Annotated in this window: 23 protein-coding genes and 1 pseudogene; 15 read left to right on the top strand and 9 right to left on the bottom strand. The window is 35.5% G+C overall.

The window, feature by feature from the left end; all coding sequences use genetic code 11:
• Positions 1-229: 229 nt before the first annotated feature.
• Positions 230-664, bottom strand: coding sequence for a hypothetical protein (locus B3C16_RS01665; RefSeq protein WP_291128074.1), 435 nt, complete (start codon positions 662-664; stop codon positions 230-232).
• 193 nt (positions 665-857) lie between these two features.
• Complete coding sequence (locus B3C16_RS01660; RefSeq protein WP_291128071.1) at positions 858-1,160, bottom strand: hypothetical protein; 303 nt, start codon at positions 1,158-1,160, stop codon at positions 858-860.
• A 155-nt stretch (positions 1,161-1,315) separates the two neighbouring features.
• Here B3C16_RS01660 and B3C16_RS01655 point away from each other — a divergent pair, with 155 nt between their 5' ends.
• Positions 1,316-1,582, top strand: a complete 267-nt coding sequence (locus B3C16_RS01655) for a hypothetical protein (protein ID WP_291128068.1) — start codon at positions 1,316-1,318, stop codon at positions 1,580-1,582.
• Here the strand turns inward: B3C16_RS01655 and B3C16_RS01650 are convergent.
• From B3C16_RS01650 to B3C16_RS01635, 4 genes are all read right to left on the bottom strand, one after another.
• On the bottom strand, positions 1,579-1,911 hold the full coding sequence (locus B3C16_RS01650; protein WP_291128066.1) for a hypothetical protein: 333 nt from the start codon (positions 1,909-1,911) through the stop codon (positions 1,579-1,581). The genes B3C16_RS01655 and B3C16_RS01650 overlap by 4 nt on opposite strands.
• Positions 1,912-1,967: 56 nt before the next feature.
• Complete coding sequence (locus B3C16_RS01645; RefSeq protein WP_291128063.1) at positions 1,968-2,924, bottom strand: DNA cytosine methyltransferase; 957 nt, start codon at positions 2,922-2,924, stop codon at positions 1,968-1,970.
• Between the two features lie 24 nt (positions 2,925-2,948).
• Entirely contained in the window at positions 2,949-3,977 is a 1,029-nt protein-coding gene (locus tag B3C16_RS01640; RefSeq protein ID WP_291128060.1) for a hypothetical protein, read from the bottom strand.
• 218 nt (positions 3,978-4,195) lie between these two features.
• Positions 4,196-4,579 (bottom strand): hypothetical protein, encoded by a 384-nt coding sequence (locus B3C16_RS01635; RefSeq protein WP_291128057.1) that lies wholly within the window; start codon positions 4,577-4,579, stop codon positions 4,196-4,198.
• 373 nt (positions 4,580-4,952) lie between these two features.
• Here B3C16_RS01635 and B3C16_RS01630 point away from each other — a divergent pair, with 373 nt between their 5' ends.
• The 11 genes from B3C16_RS01630 (at position 4,953) to B3C16_RS01580 (ending at position 16,046) form a co-directional block, all read left to right on the top strand.
• Positions 4,953-6,068 carry a hypothetical protein gene (locus tag B3C16_RS01630; RefSeq protein ID WP_291128054.1) on the top strand — a complete coding sequence of 372 codons (1,116 nt, stop codon included), beginning with the start codon at positions 4,953-4,955 and terminating at the stop codon, positions 6,066-6,068.
• A 154-nt stretch (positions 6,069-6,222) separates the two neighbouring features.
• Positions 6,223-6,834: a hypothetical protein gene (locus tag B3C16_RS01625; RefSeq protein ID WP_291128051.1), complete on the top strand. Its 612-nt coding sequence runs from the start codon at positions 6,223-6,225 to the stop codon at positions 6,832-6,834.
• 1,076 nt (positions 6,835-7,910) lie between these two features.
• Positions 7,911-8,321, top strand: coding sequence for a hypothetical protein (locus tag B3C16_RS01620; protein WP_291128048.1), 411 nt, complete (start codon positions 7,911-7,913; stop codon positions 8,319-8,321).
• Between the two features lie 3 nt (positions 8,322-8,324).
• Positions 8,325-8,915 (top strand): TetR/AcrR family transcriptional regulator, encoded by a 591-nt coding sequence (locus tag B3C16_RS01615; protein WP_291128045.1) that lies wholly within the window; start codon positions 8,325-8,327, stop codon positions 8,913-8,915.
• Positions 8,912-9,316 (top strand): hypothetical protein, encoded by a 405-nt coding sequence (locus B3C16_RS01610; protein ID WP_291128042.1) that lies wholly within the window; start codon positions 8,912-8,914, stop codon positions 9,314-9,316. Before B3C16_RS01615 ends, B3C16_RS01610 begins: the two co-directional genes overlap by 4 nt.
• Positions 9,309-9,770 (top strand): hypothetical protein, encoded by a 462-nt coding sequence (locus tag B3C16_RS01605; protein WP_291128039.1) that lies wholly within the window; start codon positions 9,309-9,311, stop codon positions 9,768-9,770. The genes B3C16_RS01610 and B3C16_RS01605 overlap by 8 nt, the downstream gene beginning before the upstream one ends.
• Positions 9,767-10,057 (top strand): cupin domain-containing protein, encoded by a 291-nt coding sequence (locus B3C16_RS01600; RefSeq protein ID WP_291128036.1) that lies wholly within the window; start codon positions 9,767-9,769, stop codon positions 10,055-10,057. The genes B3C16_RS01605 and B3C16_RS01600 overlap by 4 nt, the downstream gene beginning before the upstream one ends.
• Positions 10,058-10,070: 13 nt before the next feature.
• On the top strand, positions 10,071-11,405 hold the full coding sequence (locus B3C16_RS01595) for a TolC family protein (RefSeq protein WP_291128033.1): 1,335 nt from the start codon (positions 10,071-10,073) through the stop codon (positions 11,403-11,405).
• Between the two features lie 19 nt (positions 11,406-11,424).
• Entirely contained in the window at positions 11,425-12,486 is a 1,062-nt protein-coding gene (locus B3C16_RS01590) for an efflux RND transporter periplasmic adaptor subunit (protein WP_291128030.1), read from the top strand.
• 12 nt (positions 12,487-12,498) lie between these two features.
• Positions 12,499-15,600: an efflux RND transporter permease subunit gene (locus B3C16_RS01585; protein ID WP_291128027.1), complete on the top strand. Its 3,102-nt coding sequence runs from the start codon at positions 12,499-12,501 to the stop codon at positions 15,598-15,600.
• Positions 15,597-16,046, top strand: a complete 450-nt coding sequence (locus tag B3C16_RS01580) for a DUF2141 domain-containing protein (RefSeq protein WP_291128024.1) — start codon at positions 15,597-15,599, stop codon at positions 16,044-16,046. Before B3C16_RS01585 ends, B3C16_RS01580 begins: the two co-directional genes overlap by 4 nt.
• Before the next feature lie 265 nt (positions 16,047-16,311).
• On the opposite strand, the pseudogene B3C16_RS16510 reads toward B3C16_RS01580, so the two are convergent.
• Both B3C16_RS16510 and B3C16_RS01575 read right to left on the bottom strand, forming a co-directional pair.
• Positions 16,312-16,499, bottom strand: a pseudogene (locus B3C16_RS16510) (IS110 family transposase); the annotation flags it as partial.
• A gap of 408 nt (positions 16,500-16,907) precedes the next feature.
• Complete coding sequence (locus B3C16_RS01575) at positions 16,908-17,138, bottom strand: helix-turn-helix domain-containing protein (protein ID WP_291128021.1); 231 nt, start codon at positions 17,136-17,138, stop codon at positions 16,908-16,910.
• Between the two features lie 91 nt (positions 17,139-17,229).
• On the opposite strand from B3C16_RS01575, the gene B3C16_RS01570 reads away from it, so the two are divergent.
• From B3C16_RS01570 to B3C16_RS01560, 3 genes are read left to right on the top strand one after another with little or no spacing between them, the layout of a single operon-like run.
• Positions 17,230-18,042 carry a hypothetical protein gene (locus B3C16_RS01570; protein WP_291128018.1) on the top strand — a complete coding sequence of 271 codons (813 nt, stop codon included), beginning with the start codon at positions 17,230-17,232 and terminating at the stop codon, positions 18,040-18,042.
• Positions 18,043-18,057: 15 nt separating this feature from the next.
• The gene (locus B3C16_RS01565; RefSeq protein WP_291128015.1) at positions 18,058-18,483 is read left to right on the top strand and encodes a hypothetical protein; all 426 of its coding nucleotides are present in this window, start codon (positions 18,058-18,060) and stop codon (positions 18,481-18,483) included.
• Position 18,484: 1 nt separating this feature from the next.
• Positions 18,485-18,916, top strand: coding sequence for a hypothetical protein (locus tag B3C16_RS01560; RefSeq protein ID WP_291128012.1), 432 nt, complete (start codon positions 18,485-18,487; stop codon positions 18,914-18,916).
• Positions 18,917-19,160: 244 nt separating this feature from the next.
• Here B3C16_RS01560 and B3C16_RS01555 read toward each other — a convergent pair whose 3' ends face one another.
• Positions 19,161-19,433: a hypothetical protein gene (locus B3C16_RS01555; protein ID WP_291128009.1), complete on the bottom strand. Its 273-nt coding sequence runs from the start codon at positions 19,431-19,433 to the stop codon at positions 19,161-19,163.
• Between the last annotated feature and the right edge of the window lie 101 nt (positions 19,434-19,534).

Genomic DNA, 19,534 nt, shown 5'->3' with positions numbered 1-19,534 from the left:
ACCGGGGATATGTCCGCAATGAACAATTTTTTTCTTTCAATAATGGCCTCTTACTTCATTATTGAATTGTTTATACATTTTTAAATAGCTTGGATTAATAAATTGTATAACCAAATCTACATTGATGGAATTATTCCCAAAAGCGAATGATCATTTCTTATCAAACGTTATGTCAATATTGACATGCGAGCCTTGCATAGGATTACTATAAATAAAATCAAAACGAATCTTAAATGTACAGATTTAATATTTCAAGGAACAGATCTTCAGTGAGCTCCTTTTGCTTTTTCTCTTTTTCACACCATGCATAGAACAGGCCATCCCTCTTAAGCGTGATTGTTGAAGTGATACCACGACTTCCATTGATCCATACTCTACCTACACCATCGTGCTCAGGAGTAGGGTCATTTGTAAAGTTGGCGAAATACTGTCCGGCTTTTATAATAAATTTCATTGCTTCGGTCTCTTCAAGCCTTGCATTTTCGTGTTTGATTTTCTCAAGCAAAATCTGGCCTTCAGAAATTTCATCGCTGAGCCAAATCGATATTGAGATAAACAAACGCATAACGTTTCGATTAAAATCTGCTTTTTGTTTCAAGTCAGAGATAAGGTCTCCATCGTAACTGAAATCATTTTCTTTTAAGTAAACTCCAAATTTTCCCATTTATTTTTTGATTTAAGATTGATATTTATTGTTTGAAATTATTTTTTTGATGCTTGTTTCTTTCCTTTTTAGATTTCCTGATTATTAGCATTAATTCTAAGAATCGTCAGGAATTTGATACTCCAAAACTCCGTTGTTTGCATGTCTGTCTTCAATGAGGTATTTGTATTTCATTATTACTGTCGATTGGATTTTACAATAAAATGTTATTTGCGATTTCCAAAAAGATAAATGGATCCATAATCTGAAACGGTTCATCTTCATCTTCTGTATTTGTATAATGAGCTTGACAGATGAGGATATATTTTTGCTCATCAACGGCAGTCGGATAATTTTCAGGATCATTAAAGCATTGTTTAGAAGATTCTGAACTCATATCTAATAACTCGAATTCGATAATTGTATAGGTCGTTTCCTCGTAAATGAAAGATTTTCCTTCATTCTCGTCGATTGTCTTTTTTGCTTCTTCTGAAGTCTGATAAAATGGGTGTGACATAACTTTTTAGTTTTAGTTGTTTTTTATTAAGCGAAGATGTTAGGTAATTCCTGAGGAAATCAGGAGAATTAATTTTGAACAATTAGGAGATTAATTAGCATTTCTCTTGCACCAATTTTCGCAGGAAAGCTGCATCCTTGTTGAAATAATTGTCAATGGAAAAATTCAGAATTGAAACAGTAGAAGATGTCAAAGCATTTTTTGAAATACTTCATACCAAATATGAGTTGGCATTTCATCCTGATGATTCTTTCGAAGATTATGTAAACATTGAAAATGGAGCGCCAACCTTCACAAACGACGAAGCCATTTATCTCAATGAAGTGATGAATCAATGCTTCGAGGTCTGTGAAAAAAATGATGTTGAGATTTACGATATTGGAATGCAACTTCTTCAAGCACACTTAATTTCCCGCGGCTAAAGTTTGATTTTTTTTGCTTTCGAAATTTCAAAAAGACATACTGATTCAAAAGTTGCATTTATCCAGTATGCTTTATCAGATTGGTTAAAGAAGAAAACCTTGGATTTGTCCTTGTTGTATTTATTTTTTCCTTTCCCTGTAAAAATAAAGACCGCATGGTCTTTTTTTAGTTCTAATACTGGTATTGGTACAATTTCAAATATAGGTTTGCTTCTAATTTTTACAAGTAGACAATATTCATTTGTGTTAGTATCAGCTAAGGCAACTATTGCGATAAATTCTTTTTTGGGGTCAGAATTTGGCTGAACATTTAAAATTTCTAATTTCATAGATTTTAATTTTTGAGTTTAGTTTTAAAAATTGTTCATGTCAATATTGACATGATTTATGCTGCTTCTTGGTTTGCTACTATTTCTGATTTCTTGAGTATTTCTTCAAGCACATGTTTTGCTAAAGCTTCAGCAAAAGGCGGTAGTACCATATTCCCTAACATATCCTTGTAGTCTGTTACTGGCAATACAGGACTCAGATCAACAAAATCCATGTGAGCGAACTTTTTTCTTTCCTCTATTCCCATGATATCCCATTTCCCACCGCGATAAATGTGCAGTGCCTGGCTGGTCATCGTTCCAATGGGAGCAGCTTTACCGCTTCTGAACTTTACCTTGGTTTGGTCTTTCTTAATATGGCTTTTATCCCTGAACATTTCAACTCCTGAAACAGCATATGCCGATTGTTTTGAAAGGTTTATCTCACCAGGTTTGGGAAATGAGGGGAGCGTTTTGAGGTCTTTCCTGACCATCATAAAAATTGCCCTTTTTCTGGATTGATAGCAACCATAATTTGCTGCATTCAAAACCTTCACGTCCCAGTTATAATTTAAGCTGTCCATATACATCTTCAGGAGATTGTAGAATGGAGCGATTCCTTTACTTAAAACAGCCGGGACCTGTTCCATTACCACAACTTTAGGCTGCAGTTCATCAACCAGGCGTATCATGTCGAACATCAACATGTTCATCCAATGGAAGACGCTCCTATGATTTGTATTCAGGAGGGTGATGTAAAAACATGGAGGCCCACCGACAAGTAAATCAATTTCCCCTACTTTTAATGTCTGATTTTTAGAAGCCAATGCTTTCAATATCACTGGATAGCTGAGATCCTTCACATTCGACTTCAGAAAAACCTCATCTCTATTACTGCTTAACAGAGGAAATGCGTCAGCAGATTTTTGTTCAATATCTGTAGAGAAGATATTGTGAAAACCGGCGCGCTCAGCTCCGATTTCAAGTCCGCGTAAATTGGAAAATAAACCAAAGGATAAGTATTGTTTTTTCATAGTCGTTTTTGTTTTTAAATTGAATTAGAGGTTAGAAATGTTTTGAAGATTGATTTGAATAAATGCCTGGTTTGATGGGTTATAAATCTGGTGGAATTCGGCAGCATTATCGTCTGGTGCTTTCTTTGATTCCATAACATAAGATTCGTCGAACTCCTTTATATACTCTCTGCCGTCAGCATATCTGACTGTAATACCAACAATTGGTTGGCATGGAACAAACTTTTTTGAACCAGCCAATTGTGCTGTTAATGGAAACTCGTTAGGAAGATCTGTTTTGAACAATTTGCTTGTTTCATCCGGCAATAAGGTATGGGTTGGTGTACCATCTATATCTTCAGATTCGGTATCATCGCTTTTATCAGCAATGGATATTTCTACTGGTTCAGGTGCAGCATTCTTCAAAACACTTGGCATATTATTTGGAATTTCTGCTTCCTCGCTTTTCGCATCTTGTTGTGGAATTGAATTTGAGCCAACACCTGCATCCGCCTCCTTTTTGTTCAGTTTCTCCATATTGGCCTTTGCAACCTCATGAGCTTCATACATCTTGCATTTCTCCTCGTCCAGTTCGCTGATCATATCAAAAGCGTATTGATAAATGGTCAAATCTGTTTGTATGGTTGAAGGGCCGCAATTCAATATTGTTGCGATATTGTCCCTTGCCGAAGCACCGCCTAAGCTTATACTTAGTTCTTTCCCATTATCAGTTTCGGTTAGGTAATTTTTAAGGCTTATAATCAGTTGTATTCTGCCACTTGGTTTGAGTTTCTTGCGGATATTTTTTGTTGCAAGAACCAGCAACAAGTCATCGTCTGAAACATCAAGGACAAATACCTTTATTTCTTTTGTGGCTGCCGCTTCAACATATTCCCAGTTGCTGATAACCTCATCATTGCTATTTACAATGATCAATTCAGCTGGAATACCATACTTACTATACAAGTCAATTTCAAATTGACTTAAAGAGCCAATACCAAATTTTTTAAGCAATGGATGTTGTTTCAATCCTTTTACATTTTTACTTACCATTGTTGCGTTTGTATTTATCATAGTTGTTGTTTTTTTGAGTTTTTGAAAATGGGTATCCTGATATGGCGGTTTGACACCGTCATTTATTGATTATTATTAATTTGTTTTTCTAATTTTACTCTGGAATATTTAATTCCATTTGCTTTTAGAATGTGCAATCAGCATAATTGAAAGCTGATGATTCATTACTCCTTTAATTTTTTGGAGGCGCTTTTTGATAATTTGATGTGTACTTATTTTCATGAGGCTAGTTTTAAAGGTGATTTAATAAATTTCCAAACCCATTTTTGCTTTAGGGTTGCGACAGTTGTGTTAATAAAGCGTTTCACCGGGATGAATGAAGGTTGAGGCACTTTTATTTTAATTGTTTTTGCTTTTTTAATAACCTTTACAATGGTTTCAATGATAACTTTCGGCTCAATTTTGAATTCCGATTTCAAATACGCCACTACTATATAGTCACCGGTTATTTTTTGCCCCTGAATTTTAAAATCTGAAGCCTTTTCAATTATAATTTTCAAATCCTTGCGACCTTGTTTTTTGAAATTTGCGAGTTGGTAGCTTTTGATTTTTTGAGCCTCAAATTTTGAAACGTAGCCTGAAAGGAATTTAATATTTGCCATAGTTTTTCTTTTGTTTTTCAAATTTAGCGGGGGTGATAAAAAGTGACTTAGTACTTTCCCCTGAGTGAATTATTGTTTATTAATAATGACTTTTCCGTTTATAAATGCAATAATAGAAGCGGTGGTAAATAGTCACTTAGAACTTCCCCCCGAGTGATTTTTGTTTTCAATTTTTTGTTTATATACATGCAATATCATTTGGGAGCATAAAAGTGACTTAGGATATTCCGCTGAGTGATTTTTTCATTTTACTTTCCCCCTATTTCAATTGCAAGGTTAGGTGGATGCAATAGGTACCGCTTAGGACATTCCCCCTGACTTGCTATTCTGCTAATAGCCAATTGAAAAGAAGCACTGAAATACTTAGTTTTGCATGAGAAATTGGCCAGACCACCCTATGATAACTACTACGAATGAAGCTTTAATAAAAAATTTGGCAGACATAAAATGGAAAGATGGTTTTGCTTGCATGAAATGTGGTCATAATTTATATAAGGCGGGTACTAAAACTGAAGGTGGAAGAAAATGCAGGAAATGTGATACGGAAGAATCACTAAAACGATATACGGTTTTTGATAATTCCAAGATACCCTTAGAGAAGGCTTGCAATCTTTTTGAATACTTGGTAAAGAAGTGCGCTATGAATGAAGAGGAAGCTTGGTTCATAGCAGGTAGTCTTGCCTACAAGGACGAAAAAGACCAGTTTGAACAACGCCTTACAGCATTAGAATTTGTAACTAGGAAAAACAAAAGAATTGAGGTTATCAAAAGCAAGATCAATAACCTAGATTCTTATATGGAACGCTGGTCATCTGAAATCGGAAAGAATATAGAATCGTATAAGGAAAAACATCCAACATCAGATTCATTCCAAAATGATACACGGTTTACACCCATTCCCAGAATGTTGCCTACTTATGATGAAACGAAAAATGGAATTTCCTACAAAGAATTTTTGAGCAGGGCGAATACCGCACGACATAAACTGCAATTGATATTGGAAGGTCATGAAAACTCAATGGACAGAAGGCTTAAAAAATATTTACGGACAAAAAAGCCTGGTTTAGCATTGTTGGCAAGGAAATTTGACCTTGAAGAAAATACGATTGCTGCATTTATGAAAAAAATCCACGAACGTTTTAAATGTTTGGACAGTTTCCGTCCAAACGTAGATGAAATTAGTAAGGTCAGCCATCATGAGGACATCCTTCAATTCCTGCATGAATCGAAGTATATATTTAAGGATTACCTCAATCTTTTTATGTTCCCCATAACCGGAACGTTAATACATGGAGAGGTTTACATGGACCGAAAATGGTATAAACTAGAATACAATAATGGCGATTGGCAATTGCGTCAAATACATTTTGTAAAAAAGCAAAGTAGCGGCCAACTAATTACCTATTATAATAAACCAGGTGAGGAGGAATACATTTGTTCAAACCCGGAAGATTATGATGGTTCTATATTTATCATCCCAATTAATTAGGGTCTATAATAACCTTTAAGTTATCATGTCAATATTGACATGACGTTTAAATATCCCAAGAGAAACGCTAAACTCTTCTATTTTCCCTGAGAATATTTCCCGGTTCCGCAGAATCGCTCTACACTCGCTGTATAAAATCTAAAAACAAATTTTTATGCAAACAGTGAATGAAAAATTAATGGAGTTCTTGACAAACAATCCGAACTCAAGTAAAGCTGCAATCAGCGAGGCAACAGGAATCAACGGGCTTGTGCTTTTCAATGCGATCAAAAAACTTCAGAAAGAAGAATTGATTATTTCCGAAGGTGAAGGTCCTGAAATGGTATTCTCAATAGTTGAATCTCATCAAGAAGAAATCCTTGAACAAGAATCTGAAATTGAAAAGAAAGTTGGGGAAGTTGAAAGTGAAGAATCAATTGTAAAATCAAATGGCAGGGATAATTCTAAATACAAATTCAATAATCAGGAGTATGGCAAAGGTCCACTTGTCCGTGCAGTAGTTGCAAAATATGTTGAAGACAATTCACCAATGACTTTTAAAAAATTAAAAGAGGTGTTCCCCGATACACTTCTAAAACGTTTCGGAATTTTTCAGGATGTTGAAATGGCTAAAGAGATTGGAGGAAAAGGAAACCGCTATTTCACGAAGTCTGATCAGATAATAAAATTGAAAGACAAATCTGTAGTTGTTTGCAACCAATTTACCTTTGAGAATTTTCAGCCCTTTCTAAAAGTCGCAAAGGATATTGGTTATAAGATTAAGTAGATTTCGAATATTTCTGAACTAAAAAACGGACACTTCACGGAGTCCGTTTTTTTATTGTAAACAAAAAATACACTTTCTCCCATGATTTTGTAATGGTATAGGACTTTGCTTAATTAGGCAGCAACAAAACCCAAACATAAGTAGTGGAGATAATGCTAATGGTATAATTCGTATTTCTATATTTTGGAATGAATAAAAACCTCAAAATGATTAATAATTAAATAATATTTAAATGACTAAATATGAATGTGATTGGACTACTCTTAATAATTCTAGGAATTACATCAATGTTATTGTGTATGTTCGATTGCACTCCTACTAAAATTGATTGGGCGAACGAAAAACAAATTGGATATATTGTTGCACTGCAAAGCTTAGTCTTTTCTTCTGGTCTGGTCTTAGCGTATAGTTCATATTGTTCCTCGTTTTGCAAAATCATTCTAAGGCTCTTTCTGCCATACTGAACCCTATTAAAATCTGGTTTTAGATTTCAAATCAAAAAAAATACCATTTATCATCTATATAGGCTTCAAGGGTATAATACCCTACCAATCGGCAAGGGAACACCCTCTGATTATGAGTTAGATGGACTACACAAGCTGTGCGTGCAGCAGTTTGTGTTTGGATACGGGTGATTACAACATCACCTGACACACAAGTTGACAAAAGTTATTTGCAGGATACTATTTCATAGTTAAATGGGCAAACTAATGAGACTAATGCTTAAATGAGCGCATCTTGTTTCGATAAATAATAGCAGTCAACTTATTCAATAATAAGGTTTTCAATTTCTACCCCATTAGCATTTTGGAACAAAGCAGTATATATACCTTTCGCTAGCAAGGAGATGTCAATAAATTTGTGCCACTAGCTAATTTTAGCCTGCTGCATTAGCACATTTGGGGTTTTATCCTTCACACATACCGACACACAGACAAACCTCAAAAGAGCCTATTACCATCGCACCAAGATGATTTTCGTCATACTTTAAAGTTTTCTCAAAAAAATCTTGCAGATATAAATAAAATAGACTTACCTTTGTGAGCGAATATTCACTTACTTAAAATTTAAACAAGTTGAGCGGTAAAAACAACATTGCAATAGGCTTCCTGACAATGGGGCTTTTTATGGCTTATGGTTTTCTACTTATTTACCTTCGGGACTTTGCTCCGGATAAAGAAGAGTGGGTAAACTCATACAGCATCGGAAAACACTTTGAAAGCAGATTAGCTCACGTTCACGGTAATTTATTCGCCTTTCTAAATATACTAATTGGTTATCTGCTCCTTCACTATAGCAAACAACTCAAAAATGTGAAGGCAATTTCTTGGTTGGCACTTACAGGATTATTAATGCCAATAGGGATATTATCAGAAGTGTATTTTGGCTTGCCTCCTGCTTTGGTATTAATCGGAGCAATAACTATGACTTCTTCTGTGATTTGGTTAGGAATTTCCTTTTTAAAAATGAAAACTATAATTGAGTAACAAATGACAACCACAATTTCGGACAGACAACTTGAAATTATCGCAGCAGCAGGAAAAATACTTACCGCATCGGGCGTAAGTGGTTTAACAATTAAGAACCTTGCTAAAGAAATGAACTTTTCTGAAAGTGCCATTTACAGGCACTTTTCAAGCAAGGAAGAAATCATTATTGCCTTACTTGAATATCTTGCTCAAAGTATGGATGAACGCTATTCCAATGCAATTTTTAGTGAACAATCGCCTGAAGAAAAATTTACAACGCTGTTTCAAAATCAATTTTCATTTTTTAAAAAACATCCACATTTTGTAGTGGCAGTTTTCTCTGATGGACTTATGGAAGAAAGCCAACGAATCAACGAAACCATACTGAAAATAATTGCTGTAAAAATGAAACACTTGATGCCTATTATTTTGGAAGGACAACAAAAAAATGTATTTACAAATTCAATAACATCTAATGAATTAATACATATCGTGATGGGGACTTTTCGACTTCAAATGTTTAAATGGAGAGTTGCTAACTTTCAATTTGACATTAGTAGGAACGGGGAAAATTTAATACAAGCAGTATTAGAACTTATAAAAACAAAATGAAAAAATACCTTCCATACATTATAGCTACAGTTTTAACTGTGTTTGCCTTGCTTACTTTATTTCTAAGCACGTCTGTAATCTTTGATTTGTTTGGTATTAGAGCCAAAGAGGGCAAATATGTTCTGTTTGTGGTATGGTCAAATTTCATAAGCAGCATTCTATACCTATTCGCGGCTTATGGGTTTATCAAAATCAAAAAATGGACTTCGACACTTTTAGGGATTTCAACAGTCATACTGATAGCAGCTTATATCGGTCTTAAAATTTACGCCAATTCAGGTGGCATTTATGAAACAAAAACCATTGGTGCAATGAATTTCAGAATTGCTGTAACAATTGTATTTTCAATCATTGCATTTTTCACTATCAATAACCAATTAAATAAAAATCATAATGAATAAATTAATCTTAACATTAGCCGTAGGTAGCTTATTGCTATACAGTTGTGGTAATTCCACGAAAGAGAAATCAATTAACCAAACAGAAGTTGCCAAACAGACTGAACATCATCACGATGATGAAAGTGAAGCCATCGAACTTAACAATGGCGAAAAATGGAAAGTTGATGCCAATATGTTAGTTCATATCAGAAATATGGAAAACGATGTTATTTCTTTCGAAAATCAAGAACAAAAGGACTACAAATCATTAGGACAAAAATTGCAGTCAAACATTGATTTACTTACTTCTAATTGCACAATGAAAGGTAAAGCACACGATGAACTACACAAGTGGCTATTGCCCTACATTGATATAATAAAAGAACTTTCAGAAGCCAAAGATGAAACTGAAGCTTCAAAACAATTTGTAAATATCCTATCATCTTTTCAAACATTTAATCAATATTTTCAATGAAAAAATTAAAAGAATTACACAGTCTTGACAAAGAAGTCTCGGCAATAAGCCTGTTTAAAGGTGAACTTGGAACTGCAACTGCTATTCAATTACAACAAAATGGCACACTTAAAGAACACATCACCAAAACTCCTGCTTTATTGTTATGCGTTAATGGATTTGTAACCTACAAAGATGAAACAGAAAAGGAAATTGATTTGGAATCAGGCGATTATGTAAATATCACTCCCAATGTAAAACATTGGCTGTATGCTTCGGTAGAATCTCAATTAGTCTTGTTGAAATAAAAAAATTTAATCAATGAAGTTAGTAAATATTCACAAACAGTTATTGTTACTGCTATTCTTTTTAATAGGATTTCAACCTGCTCAGGCACAAACTTGGACTTTGCAACAATGTATCGACACGGCACAGATTCATAATAAAAATCTGCAAATGAGTAGAAACAATATGGCTATTGGTGAGCAAAGAGAAAAAGAAGCTAAAGCCAATTTAATTCCAAAAGTAACAGCCAATGCGGATTATAAATATTTCACAAACCTGCCCTATCAGCTATTGCCGCTGAATGCTTTAAACCCTGTTGCTCCCGTAGGAGAGTTTAGAGCAGCACAGTTTGGTGTTCCGCACAACATCAATGCTAACTTGCAACTTGCAATGCCCTTGTATAATCCGCAAGTTTATGGGGCCATTCAAACTACTAAGATAGCCTCGGAATTGACCGAATTGCAATACCAAAAAACAGCAGAGCAAATCTATTTTGAAATATCCAATCTGTATTACAACGCCCAAATTCTACACCATCAACTGGCTTTTATCGACAGTAACTTGATTAATGCTGAACGGCTACTTAAAAATATGCAATTGCTCAATGAACAATTGCTTGCCAAAGGAACAGATGTAAGAAAGGTGAAATTGCAAGTATCACAATTAACCACCCAAAAGGAAACCATCAAAAGCAAATGCGAGCAAGTTTTAAATGCTTTGAAATTTGCTATGGGCATTTCTATTGAACAAAATTTGCAAATTGAACCAAACGTTCAATATCAAAACACAAAAGAATACACTCCTGCATCAACTTTAGATATTCGTATCATAAAAACTCAAAACCGCTTATTATCGAGTGAAATAAACACACTCAATAAATCAAGGTATTTGCCTTCGCTAAATCTGGTTGGAATGTATGGAACAACAGGCTTTGGCTATAACGGACAACCTGCTTCTTTCCTTGATTTTTATCCAATTGGTTTTGCAGGTGTTCAATTATCTTATCCGCTATTTAACGGAACGGTTACGCTTCGAAAAATAAATCAGAAAACACTTGAACTCCGAAACAATGACCTTCAATTTGGATTACTTACCGAACAAAACAATATGCAAGTTGAAAATGCCAAACTACAAAGAGAAGTTGCTAAAAAAACGGTAGAAACCACAACCGAACAAATCCAATTGGCACAAACAATCTATGAGCAAACCGTTCTTCAACAGAAACAAGAAACGGCAAGTTTAACAGATGTTTTACTCGCAGACAATGCTTTGCGTGAAGCACAACAAACTTATCTATCTGCTGTAATTGATTACCTAAAAGCAGATTTAGAACTTAAAAAACACACAGGTCAATTAAGAACTAAGAATTAAGAATTTAAAACGAATAAGTATGAATTTAAATTGGAAAAGAATAATCGGAATTGTTGCGGGTATTGCAATCGTTGCACTTATTGTCTTTAAGCTAAAAAGCAACAAAGCAGCTACCGAAAAAAAGGTATATACCTACGATAAAGAACAAGCTATAAATGTTCAAGTAGATACATTGCAACTTGAAAATGTGAATGCAGAATTTTCTTATTCAGGCACATTTGAACCCAACAAGGAAACCAAAATTAGTGCCGAATTACAAGGGAAAATCAACACCGTTTTAGTTGATGCTGGAAGCGTGGTGAGTAAAGGTCAAACTTTAATTAAGCTGGACAATTCATTGCTGAAATTGCAACTGCAAACTATTGAAGTGCAAATAGAAGGCTTGCAGGCTGATGTGAATCGATACACAATTTTAGCTAAAGCAGATGCTATTCAAGGAGTTCAATTAGAAAAGGCGGAGTTAGGTTTGAAATCTGCAAAAGTTCAAAAAGCAACTTTGTTAGAGCAAATAAACAAAACCACTATTAAAGCACCTTTTAACGGAGTAGTTACTGCAAAGCTTAGTGAAGAAGGAGCTTTTGCCGCACCAGGTGTTCCATTGCTTCAAATATCGGACATTACTACTCTAAAATTCACAGTAAATGTTTCCGAAAAAGATTTAAGCCAGTTCAAATTAAATCAAAGCTATACTCTTTCAGCAGATGCATATTCTGAAATTCTATTGACTGGAAAAACTACTATGATTGGTAGTAAAGCCAATATGGGCAGTAGTTTTCCTGTTCAGTTTATGGTAAATAACACATCCGACTTGAAAATAAAATCTGGGATGTTTGGCAAAGTTTTACTCAAAAGCGAAACGTCTGGAAAGGGAATTATTATTCCGTCTTCTGCCATACAAGGCACTGAAAACCAACTGCAAGCTTACATCGTGCAAAATGGCAAAGCCCTTTTGCAAAACATCACTATATCAAATAAGATCCAGAACAAAGCAGTTGTTTCAAATGGATTAAATGAAGGTGATGTAATTGTAACGAATGGCTTCATCAATCTTTTTGATGGTGCTAATGTAACTGTTAAATAAAATCAGCGAAAAATGAATATTACAGAAATATCAATCAAACGTCCTTCGCTGATAATAGTGCTTTTCAGCGTATTTACATTATTAGGATTTATCGGGTATAAAAACTTGAGTTACGAGTTAATGCCCGACTTTAATCAGCCAGTTGTTGTAATTAAAACTGTTTACCCTGGTGCCGAACCAAACGAAGTTGAAACATCCGTTTCACGAAAAATTGAAGATGCTTTATCCAACTTGGAGGGTGTAGATTACTTGGTTACAAAATCGTTGCCAAATGCTTCTATCATCATAGCCAATCTGAAATACGGGACAGATTTGGATAAGGCAATGCAAGACGCACAACGATACATTGACAACATTCGCAAAGATTTACCACAGGATATTTTAAGTCCTGTAATAAGTAAAATTTCTCCAAATGATTTGCCAATAATGTCTATCAGTGCAACAAGTGATATGTCGGCCACCGAGTTTTATCAAAAAATGAAAGATGATTATCTTCCGCAAATTCAACAAATAAAAGGTGTTGCGGAGATTACTGTTTTAGGTGGAGAGGAAAGAGAAATACAAGTAAAAATAAATCAGGACAAACTGAAATTGTATAAAATTTCAATGGTTCAGGTTGTTGAAGCAATTAATCGCTCTGGTTTAGACTTACCTGCTGGAAAGGTGCAAACCGAAAAAGAGAGTAATTCAGTTCGTTTAACTGGAAAATTCGGATTTATTGAGGATATTAAAAATGTTCAGGTGGCATTGCCAGTTATAGGAAGTCCTGTTTATGTAAAAGATGTGGCAGATGTTATTGACGGTATAAAAGAAACGACTTCCATCAGCCGCTACAACGGTAAAAACGGTATTGGTTTAATGTTGAAAAAACAAGGTGATGCAAATGCCGTTGATGTTTCAAAAGCCGTTCGAGAAAAATTTCAATCTATCGAACAACAAAATGCAAATACCAATGTAAAATTTATTATTGCAGACGATAGCACCGATAACACGATTGCAGCCGTTAACTCAGTTATTTTTGATTTAATCTTAGCGGTGTTATTGGTATCGTTAGTGATGCTACTATTTCTTAGAAGTTTTAGAAATTCGCTAATTGTAATTGTTGCGATTCCAACTTCCTTAGTTACTGCGTTTGCAGTAATGTGGCTTTTAGGTTACACATTAAACCTAATGACCTTGCTTGCTATGTCTTTAATTATAGGTGTTTTGGTGGATGATGCGGTGGTAGTATTAGAAAATATTCAAAAACATTTAGACAGAGGAAAAGAAAAACGAACTGCTGCATTGGATGGTCGTATGGAAATTGGTTTTGCCGCCTTGTCAATTACATTAGTTGACGTAGTTGTATTTTTACCAATTCTTTTTCTTCAAGTATTTGTTGCTGATATGCTTAAACAATTTTCAGTTGTTGTAGTAACATCTACTCTTACAAGTTTATTAGTTGGGTTTACGCTTACTCCTTGGTTGGCTTCACGTATTGGTAAGAAAGAAGATTTACAACCGACTAATTTTTTCAATCGTTTCTTGCTTTGGTTTGAGCATCAATTAGAAAATTTCACAAATTGGTATGGCAGACAATTAGAATGGGTTTTAAGCCACAAACTTATTTTTACAGGAATCGTTCTTTTACTTTTCGTGATGACTTTAGGAATTATGAAACAAGGAATTATTGGTAAAGAATTAATATCAACAGGTGACCAAGGCAAATTTAGAATGGCTTTAGAGTTTGATAAATCCACATCTATACAACAGAACAACTTAATTGCTGAAAAAATTGAAACATACATTATTCAACAACCCGAAGTGGCAACAGTATTCAGCAATATTGGAGGCCCAAGCACAGGCATTGGAAGTTTGGGAGTAGGTTCAGCAAATAAAACTGAGTTTACGATTCAATTAAAATCCAAAAAGGAACTGCATAATTTGCCTACCGAGACATTTATGAAAAATCTTCGGGAAGAACTAAAGTCAAAATTTCCGAGTATCAATTATTCAATGGCAGCATTGGGTTTAATTCCACGTTCAGCGCCTATTGAAATTACGTTAAGCGGTAGCAATTTGGATTTGGTGATGAAAACAGGTGATGAATTGAAAACGGTAATAGAAAAAATTCCCGGTGCAGATAATGTTCGCTTATCTGTTGAAGCAGGTAGCCCAGAATACAAAATACTTCCCGACAAAGATAAAATGCAACGGTTAGGCTTAACAACCGCTTATGTTGGATTGAATCTAAGAACAGCCTTTACAGGAAATGATGATGCAACCCTAACCGAAAACGGTACGGAATATCCAGTGCGAATTTGGTTAGATGAATTTAGCCGACAAAATTTTGAAGATGTTCAACAACTTTCTATCATAAACCCAATGGGAATACCAGTTTATGTTTCACAATTTTCAAGCGTGGAGCAAGATAATTCTCCGTCCTTGCTAGAAAGGAAAGACCGACAACCAGCAGTTACCTTAACAGCAGATGCATTAGGCAGACCCTCGGGAACTGTTGCAGATGATGTAGTGGCGAATATAAAAGAAAATCCTCTGCCAAACGGAATACAAATGACTTGGGGTAGCGATATCAAAAGACAAGATGATAGTTTTGGAGCATTAGGTTCAGTACTGCTGATTTCGTTTTTGCTGATTTACTTGATTATGGTAGCATTGTATGACAGTTTTGTTTATCCATTTGTAGTTTTATTTTCTATTCCCGTTGCAGCCATTGGGGCATTTTTCGCATTGAATTTGTCTCTAAGTAATTTAAGTTTGTTCGCCTTACTGGGTTTAATAATGCTAATGGGGTTAGTGGTAAAAAATGCAATTCTAATTGTCGATTTTACCAATCAATTAAAAGCAGAAGGCAAACATTTTAAAGAAGCCTTAATCATTGCAGGAAAAGGTCGTATGCGACCAATCCTAATGACAACTCTTTCAATGGTTGTAGGTATGCTTCCCATTGCAATGGCAACAGGAACAGCAGCAGAATGGAAAAACGGACTTGCTTGGGTAATCATTGGCGGACTTTTATCATCTTTAATTTTGACTGTGTTTTTAGTGCCTATGATCTATTATTTAGTTGACACAGCGAAAGAAAAAATAAATCGTAAAAAACAATTGAAATGAAAATAATAATCATAACACTAATTGCATTGGCGTTATCACTAACACTTTATTCATTTGCCAATCCCAATGCAGGTACTTATTCCTTAACCATAGAGGTAAAGAATTTGCGGAATGCAGAGGGAATAGTTCAATTTGCACTGTATGACAAAGACGGCTCAATTCCCGATGAAGATTATGAGAATTATTACAAAATTTTGAAAGGAGAAATTATAAACGGCTCTTCTACGATTACTTTTAAAAATATTCCATCAGGAAAATATGCAGTTAACATTTTACACGATGAAAACAAAAATGGTAAAATAGACAAAGGATTTATTTTACCGATAGAAGGTATTGGGTTCTCAAATTTTCAATCAATTGGTTTGACAAACAGACCTAACTTTTCAAAAGCAAGTTTTGAGTTAAAAGAAAACAAGTCAATTAGTGTAAAGGTGATTTATATGTAAGACAGTTAAGCCATCACACAGGTGTTAGCACATTTGCAATTCGCACAAGCCAACGCACAGACCAAAAATTGCAAAAGAGCTTCCATCTCTCCCACCTAAGAAAAATTATTTTTTAAGATTTCCTTACCGCCTAAAATTTTAAAACCTGCAATCGCGCATGCATCACAAAAGTAGTAAGACAATTACAGCAAAAACCAACAGCAGACAGAAGGCCAGTTTATAACAAGAACTTTGTAAAAAACCAAGCAAATCAAGCAGTTTTTAGTCAAGAATTTTTTTCACAAGGGATACCGGATTTTACTACTGCAAAAACCTGTTTGAGTAGTTTGTTGCACACGGCTATGAGGGCTAGTTTTTTGTTCTTCCCTTGGGCCACCAAACGGTCAAATAAGGCTTTACATTGTGAGTTTGTTTTCTTGCATTTAGTGCGCACATATACAAGGTATGCCTCAGATGTAGTGAAAGAAAACCCTTGCCTGTTAGCTCGTACCACTTGCTAAATCTGCTGTACTGATTTGATACCACTTGTCAGTGCCATTATAGGTACTTGTAGGGGTAATCGTAGTTAAAGTTGCAACAATTTCACACTATTAACCACTACTACTCCTGTACCCAAGCCTTATTCAAATGCCATCCAAACTTAGGGGTGTAATTATGCCTGTATTATTTATTTACACATCCAAATGCTGTGCAACATTTACACTCTGCATACCTAGCGTTTACACAACTATGTTTCATGACTAAACAAGGCGAAATATAGATTGTATAAGCAACTTCAACGGAAATCCTTTCTCAAGGTGAACTTAAATAATCTTTGACCTCTCATAAGTCAAACCGTTCTGGCCTTTTATTGAAAATAAGTTATTTAAAGAAATCTTTTGGCTCAACACCAAGAGTTTTTGCAAAAAGATAAACGAAGCTGATGCTGGTACTGATTTCACCTCGTTCTATTCTTCCGATCTGGGATAAGTGAAGGTCTGTGGAGTAGGCAAGTGATTCCTGCGAAACCCCTTTCTCAAGGCGTATCTCACGCAACCTTTGTCCGAAAGCTTTGATGCCTTCTTCGTCCCTGTATTTGGGTTTTCTTACCACAGGTCAAAGGGATAAATAAGTATCCATTTAAATTAACGCAGAATTGCGCTATTTCGTCCGGTTTGGCTATTTTAGCGCCAAATCATAAAAAATGACCTTTAAAAAACAATTTAAATGCAGGCATCTACTGCTTGCGCTTCTTGCATCTTGCTCTATACAAACAAATGCTCAGCAACATGCAACCCTCATGACCGAACAGGAGCTGTATTATTATTACTTCAATGCCACACAGAAAAACAATTTCACAGGAAAGCAACACAAGCTTGACCTGGACCAGGAATCATCGGCCATGGAGATCTATATCAATAAGACAAAGGATCTCAGCAAGTATCCACCGGGTGACAGGAGAAGGAATTTTGAAACCGGTGCGAGCTTTGGCCAGCTTGACCAGTTTGATGCCAAACGGATGATGGATTCAGCAAAGCGGGAGATCAGACGGGGAATGAAATCACTTGATTACAATAAGGAGTATGCATTTATCCTTCCCCTGAGCAGTATAGGTCAGTACTATTTTGAGAAAGAACAACTTGAAATCTTCCTTGCTGGCAATATGGATGTGGGAGGAAGATGGGGCAGCTTCTTCCTGACCTTTTTAAACGGGATACCAATCAATAAGGTGTACCTACCAATGAATGCAGAAAAGGCTGAGGCGTTGGTAAAAGGTACTGGTGAGCGCAAGGCAAGTGATTACATGGCCTACGTTGTGTACTTTAAAATGCTCCCCTACTGTTATGAGCCAAACAGCAGGTACATGTCGAATGTCCTTGCTGCAAGAATATCCAGAATTGAGTTTTACCATAAATACTACGACGAAGAGTCAGGCACCTGGAAACTTGGTGAAAAATTCGGTGAGAAAGCAATCAGCCAGGATAATTTCCCTAACGCAATGATCGGCACAAAATAAAACAAGACTTATCCAATGAGAAAAACAATCGCACTATTATCCCTTGCAGTAATGACAATAGTCTCTGCATGTAAGAACAGCAATTATGAAATATACCTTGACCCAAATGCAGGCTACCTGCAGGCAGACCCTAAGCCTGACATCTATGTTGTGGTAAACAAAGAGAAAACAGTCTACTACAGGATTATCAATATCCATGTCAACGGGACAATTGACATGGGAAATGCTCCGACGCTACAGGTTAAAAAAGGATACCATATCGGTGACAGGGAAAGCTATGGTGGTTACGACCTGACAAGGACCTACGGATCGCTTAATGATGCTATAAAAGCAGCCACCAATGCAGCAGACGCATATGCTTTTAATATGGGAGAGGCCTACCAGTTCCAGGGAAAAGAACTTTACAACACATATACATTCACTAAACTTGAAAAACAATAAAATGAAAAGACAACTATTTGCCTTAATAACATTAGCAACAATATTTTTGAGCAGCTGTAAACCATCAGAGAAATCTGTCAGGGAATTTGATATGGGAAAATTCTGCAACAACTATCATGTCCTTGTATTTCCCACCAATGCTACACTTCATGTTTTTATCAATAAAGAAAACCCTGAACAACGATTTATTATCTGGAAGAACATCAACTATAAGGAAACAGGATATGGCTATTCCTACAGTTATTATCCTGACCTGAAGGAGATGCTGAAGAACGGGAACTTCGATACACCCTTAGAAGCGATTAATGAGGCAAAGGAACACCTTCCAACAGACAGGATACCATTCTGGTTAAGTGAATTTATGAGGATGGATGAAAAGACCTGGATAACTACAGGGGCAGAACAAATGGTGGAGCTATGCAGTAATGAATAAATACAGTTTAAGCAGAATACGAGATCGTATTTTCATTTCATTCCCGATATTAATAAAACCAGGCAGCATAACAACTGCCTGGTTATTCTTTTCAGTGGTTTTTAATTTCAGGAGTTAAACCCTCTCAAAAGAAATCCTGAACTGAATAAAATGATTGTGCACATCAACATATTCAGGCAAACTCAGGCAAAGAAAATACAGCATAACTCCTGCGGATAAAAGCAACAAAGAAATTGGCAAGATTTCATTTGGAACCAGAAATTGATTCAAAGAAATCGATTGCTTGCTCCACATCAAAAAGTATTTCATCGAAATTATTGTTAAGGTTGCCTTGCTGGAATTTGAGATAATCGAAAAATATTATTCTAATATTTCTGCTCATTCTCAAAGTATCGCAATCACCCACAAACATTTTGAATTGCTCCAATACTTCATCTGAAACCTCCTTGCTTTTTGCTTCATCCACTTTGTAAATAATTTGAATGAAAGTAGTAAACAGAAAATGTGCAAACGCCATATTAGCGCAACATTTGCAGGGATAACTATCTGCGGGAATCACGGAACGGCTACACTTGCTTTCATAAAACAACAGACAAATTTATGAACGCAAATGACCAG

Origin of the sequence: Flavobacterium sp. UBA7682, assembly GCF_002482945.1 — a bacterium.
In the GTDB taxonomy this organism is placed as follows: Bacteria; Bacteroidota; Bacteroidia; order Flavobacteriales; family Flavobacteriaceae; genus Flavobacterium.
Note: the sequence above shows the minus strand (reverse complement) of the source record. Positions and strands in the feature narration are given on the sequence as shown.

Bases quoted from the DNA above. Each gene is read 5' to 3' on its own strand.
- B3C16_RS01665 (WP_291128074.1), bottom strand. From the start codon at position 664: ATGGGAAAATTTGGAGTTTACTTAAAAGAAAATGATTTCAGTTACGAT.
- B3C16_RS01660 (WP_291128071.1), bottom strand. From the start codon at position 1,160: ATGTCACACCCATTTTATCAGACTTCAGAAGAAGCAAAAAAGACAATC.
- B3C16_RS01655 (WP_291128068.1), top strand. From the start codon at position 1,316: ATGGAAAAATTCAGAATTGAAACAGTAGAAGATGTCAAAGCATTTTTT.
- B3C16_RS01650 (WP_291128066.1), bottom strand. From the start codon at position 1,911: ATGAAATTAGAAATTTTAAATGTTCAGCCAAATTCTGACCCCAAAAAA.
- B3C16_RS01645 (WP_291128063.1), bottom strand. From the start codon at position 2,924: ATGAAAAAACAATACTTATCCTTTGGTTTATTTTCCAATTTACGCGGA.
- B3C16_RS01640 (WP_291128060.1), bottom strand. From the start codon at position 3,977: ATGATAAATACAAACGCAACAATGGTAAGTAAAAATGTAAAAGGATTG.
- B3C16_RS01635 (WP_291128057.1), bottom strand. From the start codon at position 4,579: ATGGCAAATATTAAATTCCTTTCAGGCTACGTTTCAAAATTTGAGGCT.
- B3C16_RS01630 (WP_291128054.1), top strand. From the start codon at position 4,953: ATGAGAAATTGGCCAGACCACCCTATGATAACTACTACGAATGAAGCT.
- B3C16_RS01625 (WP_291128051.1), top strand. From the start codon at position 6,223: ATGCAAACAGTGAATGAAAAATTAATGGAGTTCTTGACAAACAATCCG.
- B3C16_RS01615 (WP_291128045.1), top strand. From the start codon at position 8,325: ATGACAACCACAATTTCGGACAGACAACTTGAAATTATCGCAGCAGCA.
- B3C16_RS01610 (WP_291128042.1), top strand. From the start codon at position 8,912: ATGAAAAAATACCTTCCATACATTATAGCTACAGTTTTAACTGTGTTT.
- B3C16_RS01605 (WP_291128039.1), top strand. From the start codon at position 9,309: ATGAATAAATTAATCTTAACATTAGCCGTAGGTAGCTTATTGCTATAC.
- B3C16_RS01600 (WP_291128036.1), top strand. From the start codon at position 9,767: ATGAAAAAATTAAAAGAATTACACAGTCTTGACAAAGAAGTCTCGGCA.
- B3C16_RS01595 (WP_291128033.1), top strand. From the start codon at position 10,071: ATGAAGTTAGTAAATATTCACAAACAGTTATTGTTACTGCTATTCTTT.
- B3C16_RS01590 (WP_291128030.1), top strand. From the start codon at position 11,425: ATGAATTTAAATTGGAAAAGAATAATCGGAATTGTTGCGGGTATTGCA.
- B3C16_RS01585 (WP_291128027.1), top strand. From the start codon at position 12,499: ATGAATATTACAGAAATATCAATCAAACGTCCTTCGCTGATAATAGTG.
- B3C16_RS01580 (WP_291128024.1), top strand. From the start codon at position 15,597: ATGAAAATAATAATCATAACACTAATTGCATTGGCGTTATCACTAACA.
- B3C16_RS01570 (WP_291128018.1), top strand. From the start codon at position 17,230: ATGACCTTTAAAAAACAATTTAAATGCAGGCATCTACTGCTTGCGCTT.
- B3C16_RS01565 (WP_291128015.1), top strand. From the start codon at position 18,058: ATGAGAAAAACAATCGCACTATTATCCCTTGCAGTAATGACAATAGTC.
- B3C16_RS01560 (WP_291128012.1), top strand. From the start codon at position 18,485: ATGAAAAGACAACTATTTGCCTTAATAACATTAGCAACAATATTTTTG.
- B3C16_RS01555 (WP_291128009.1), bottom strand. From the start codon at position 19,433: ATGGCGTTTGCACATTTTCTGTTTACTACTTTCATTCAAATTATTTAC.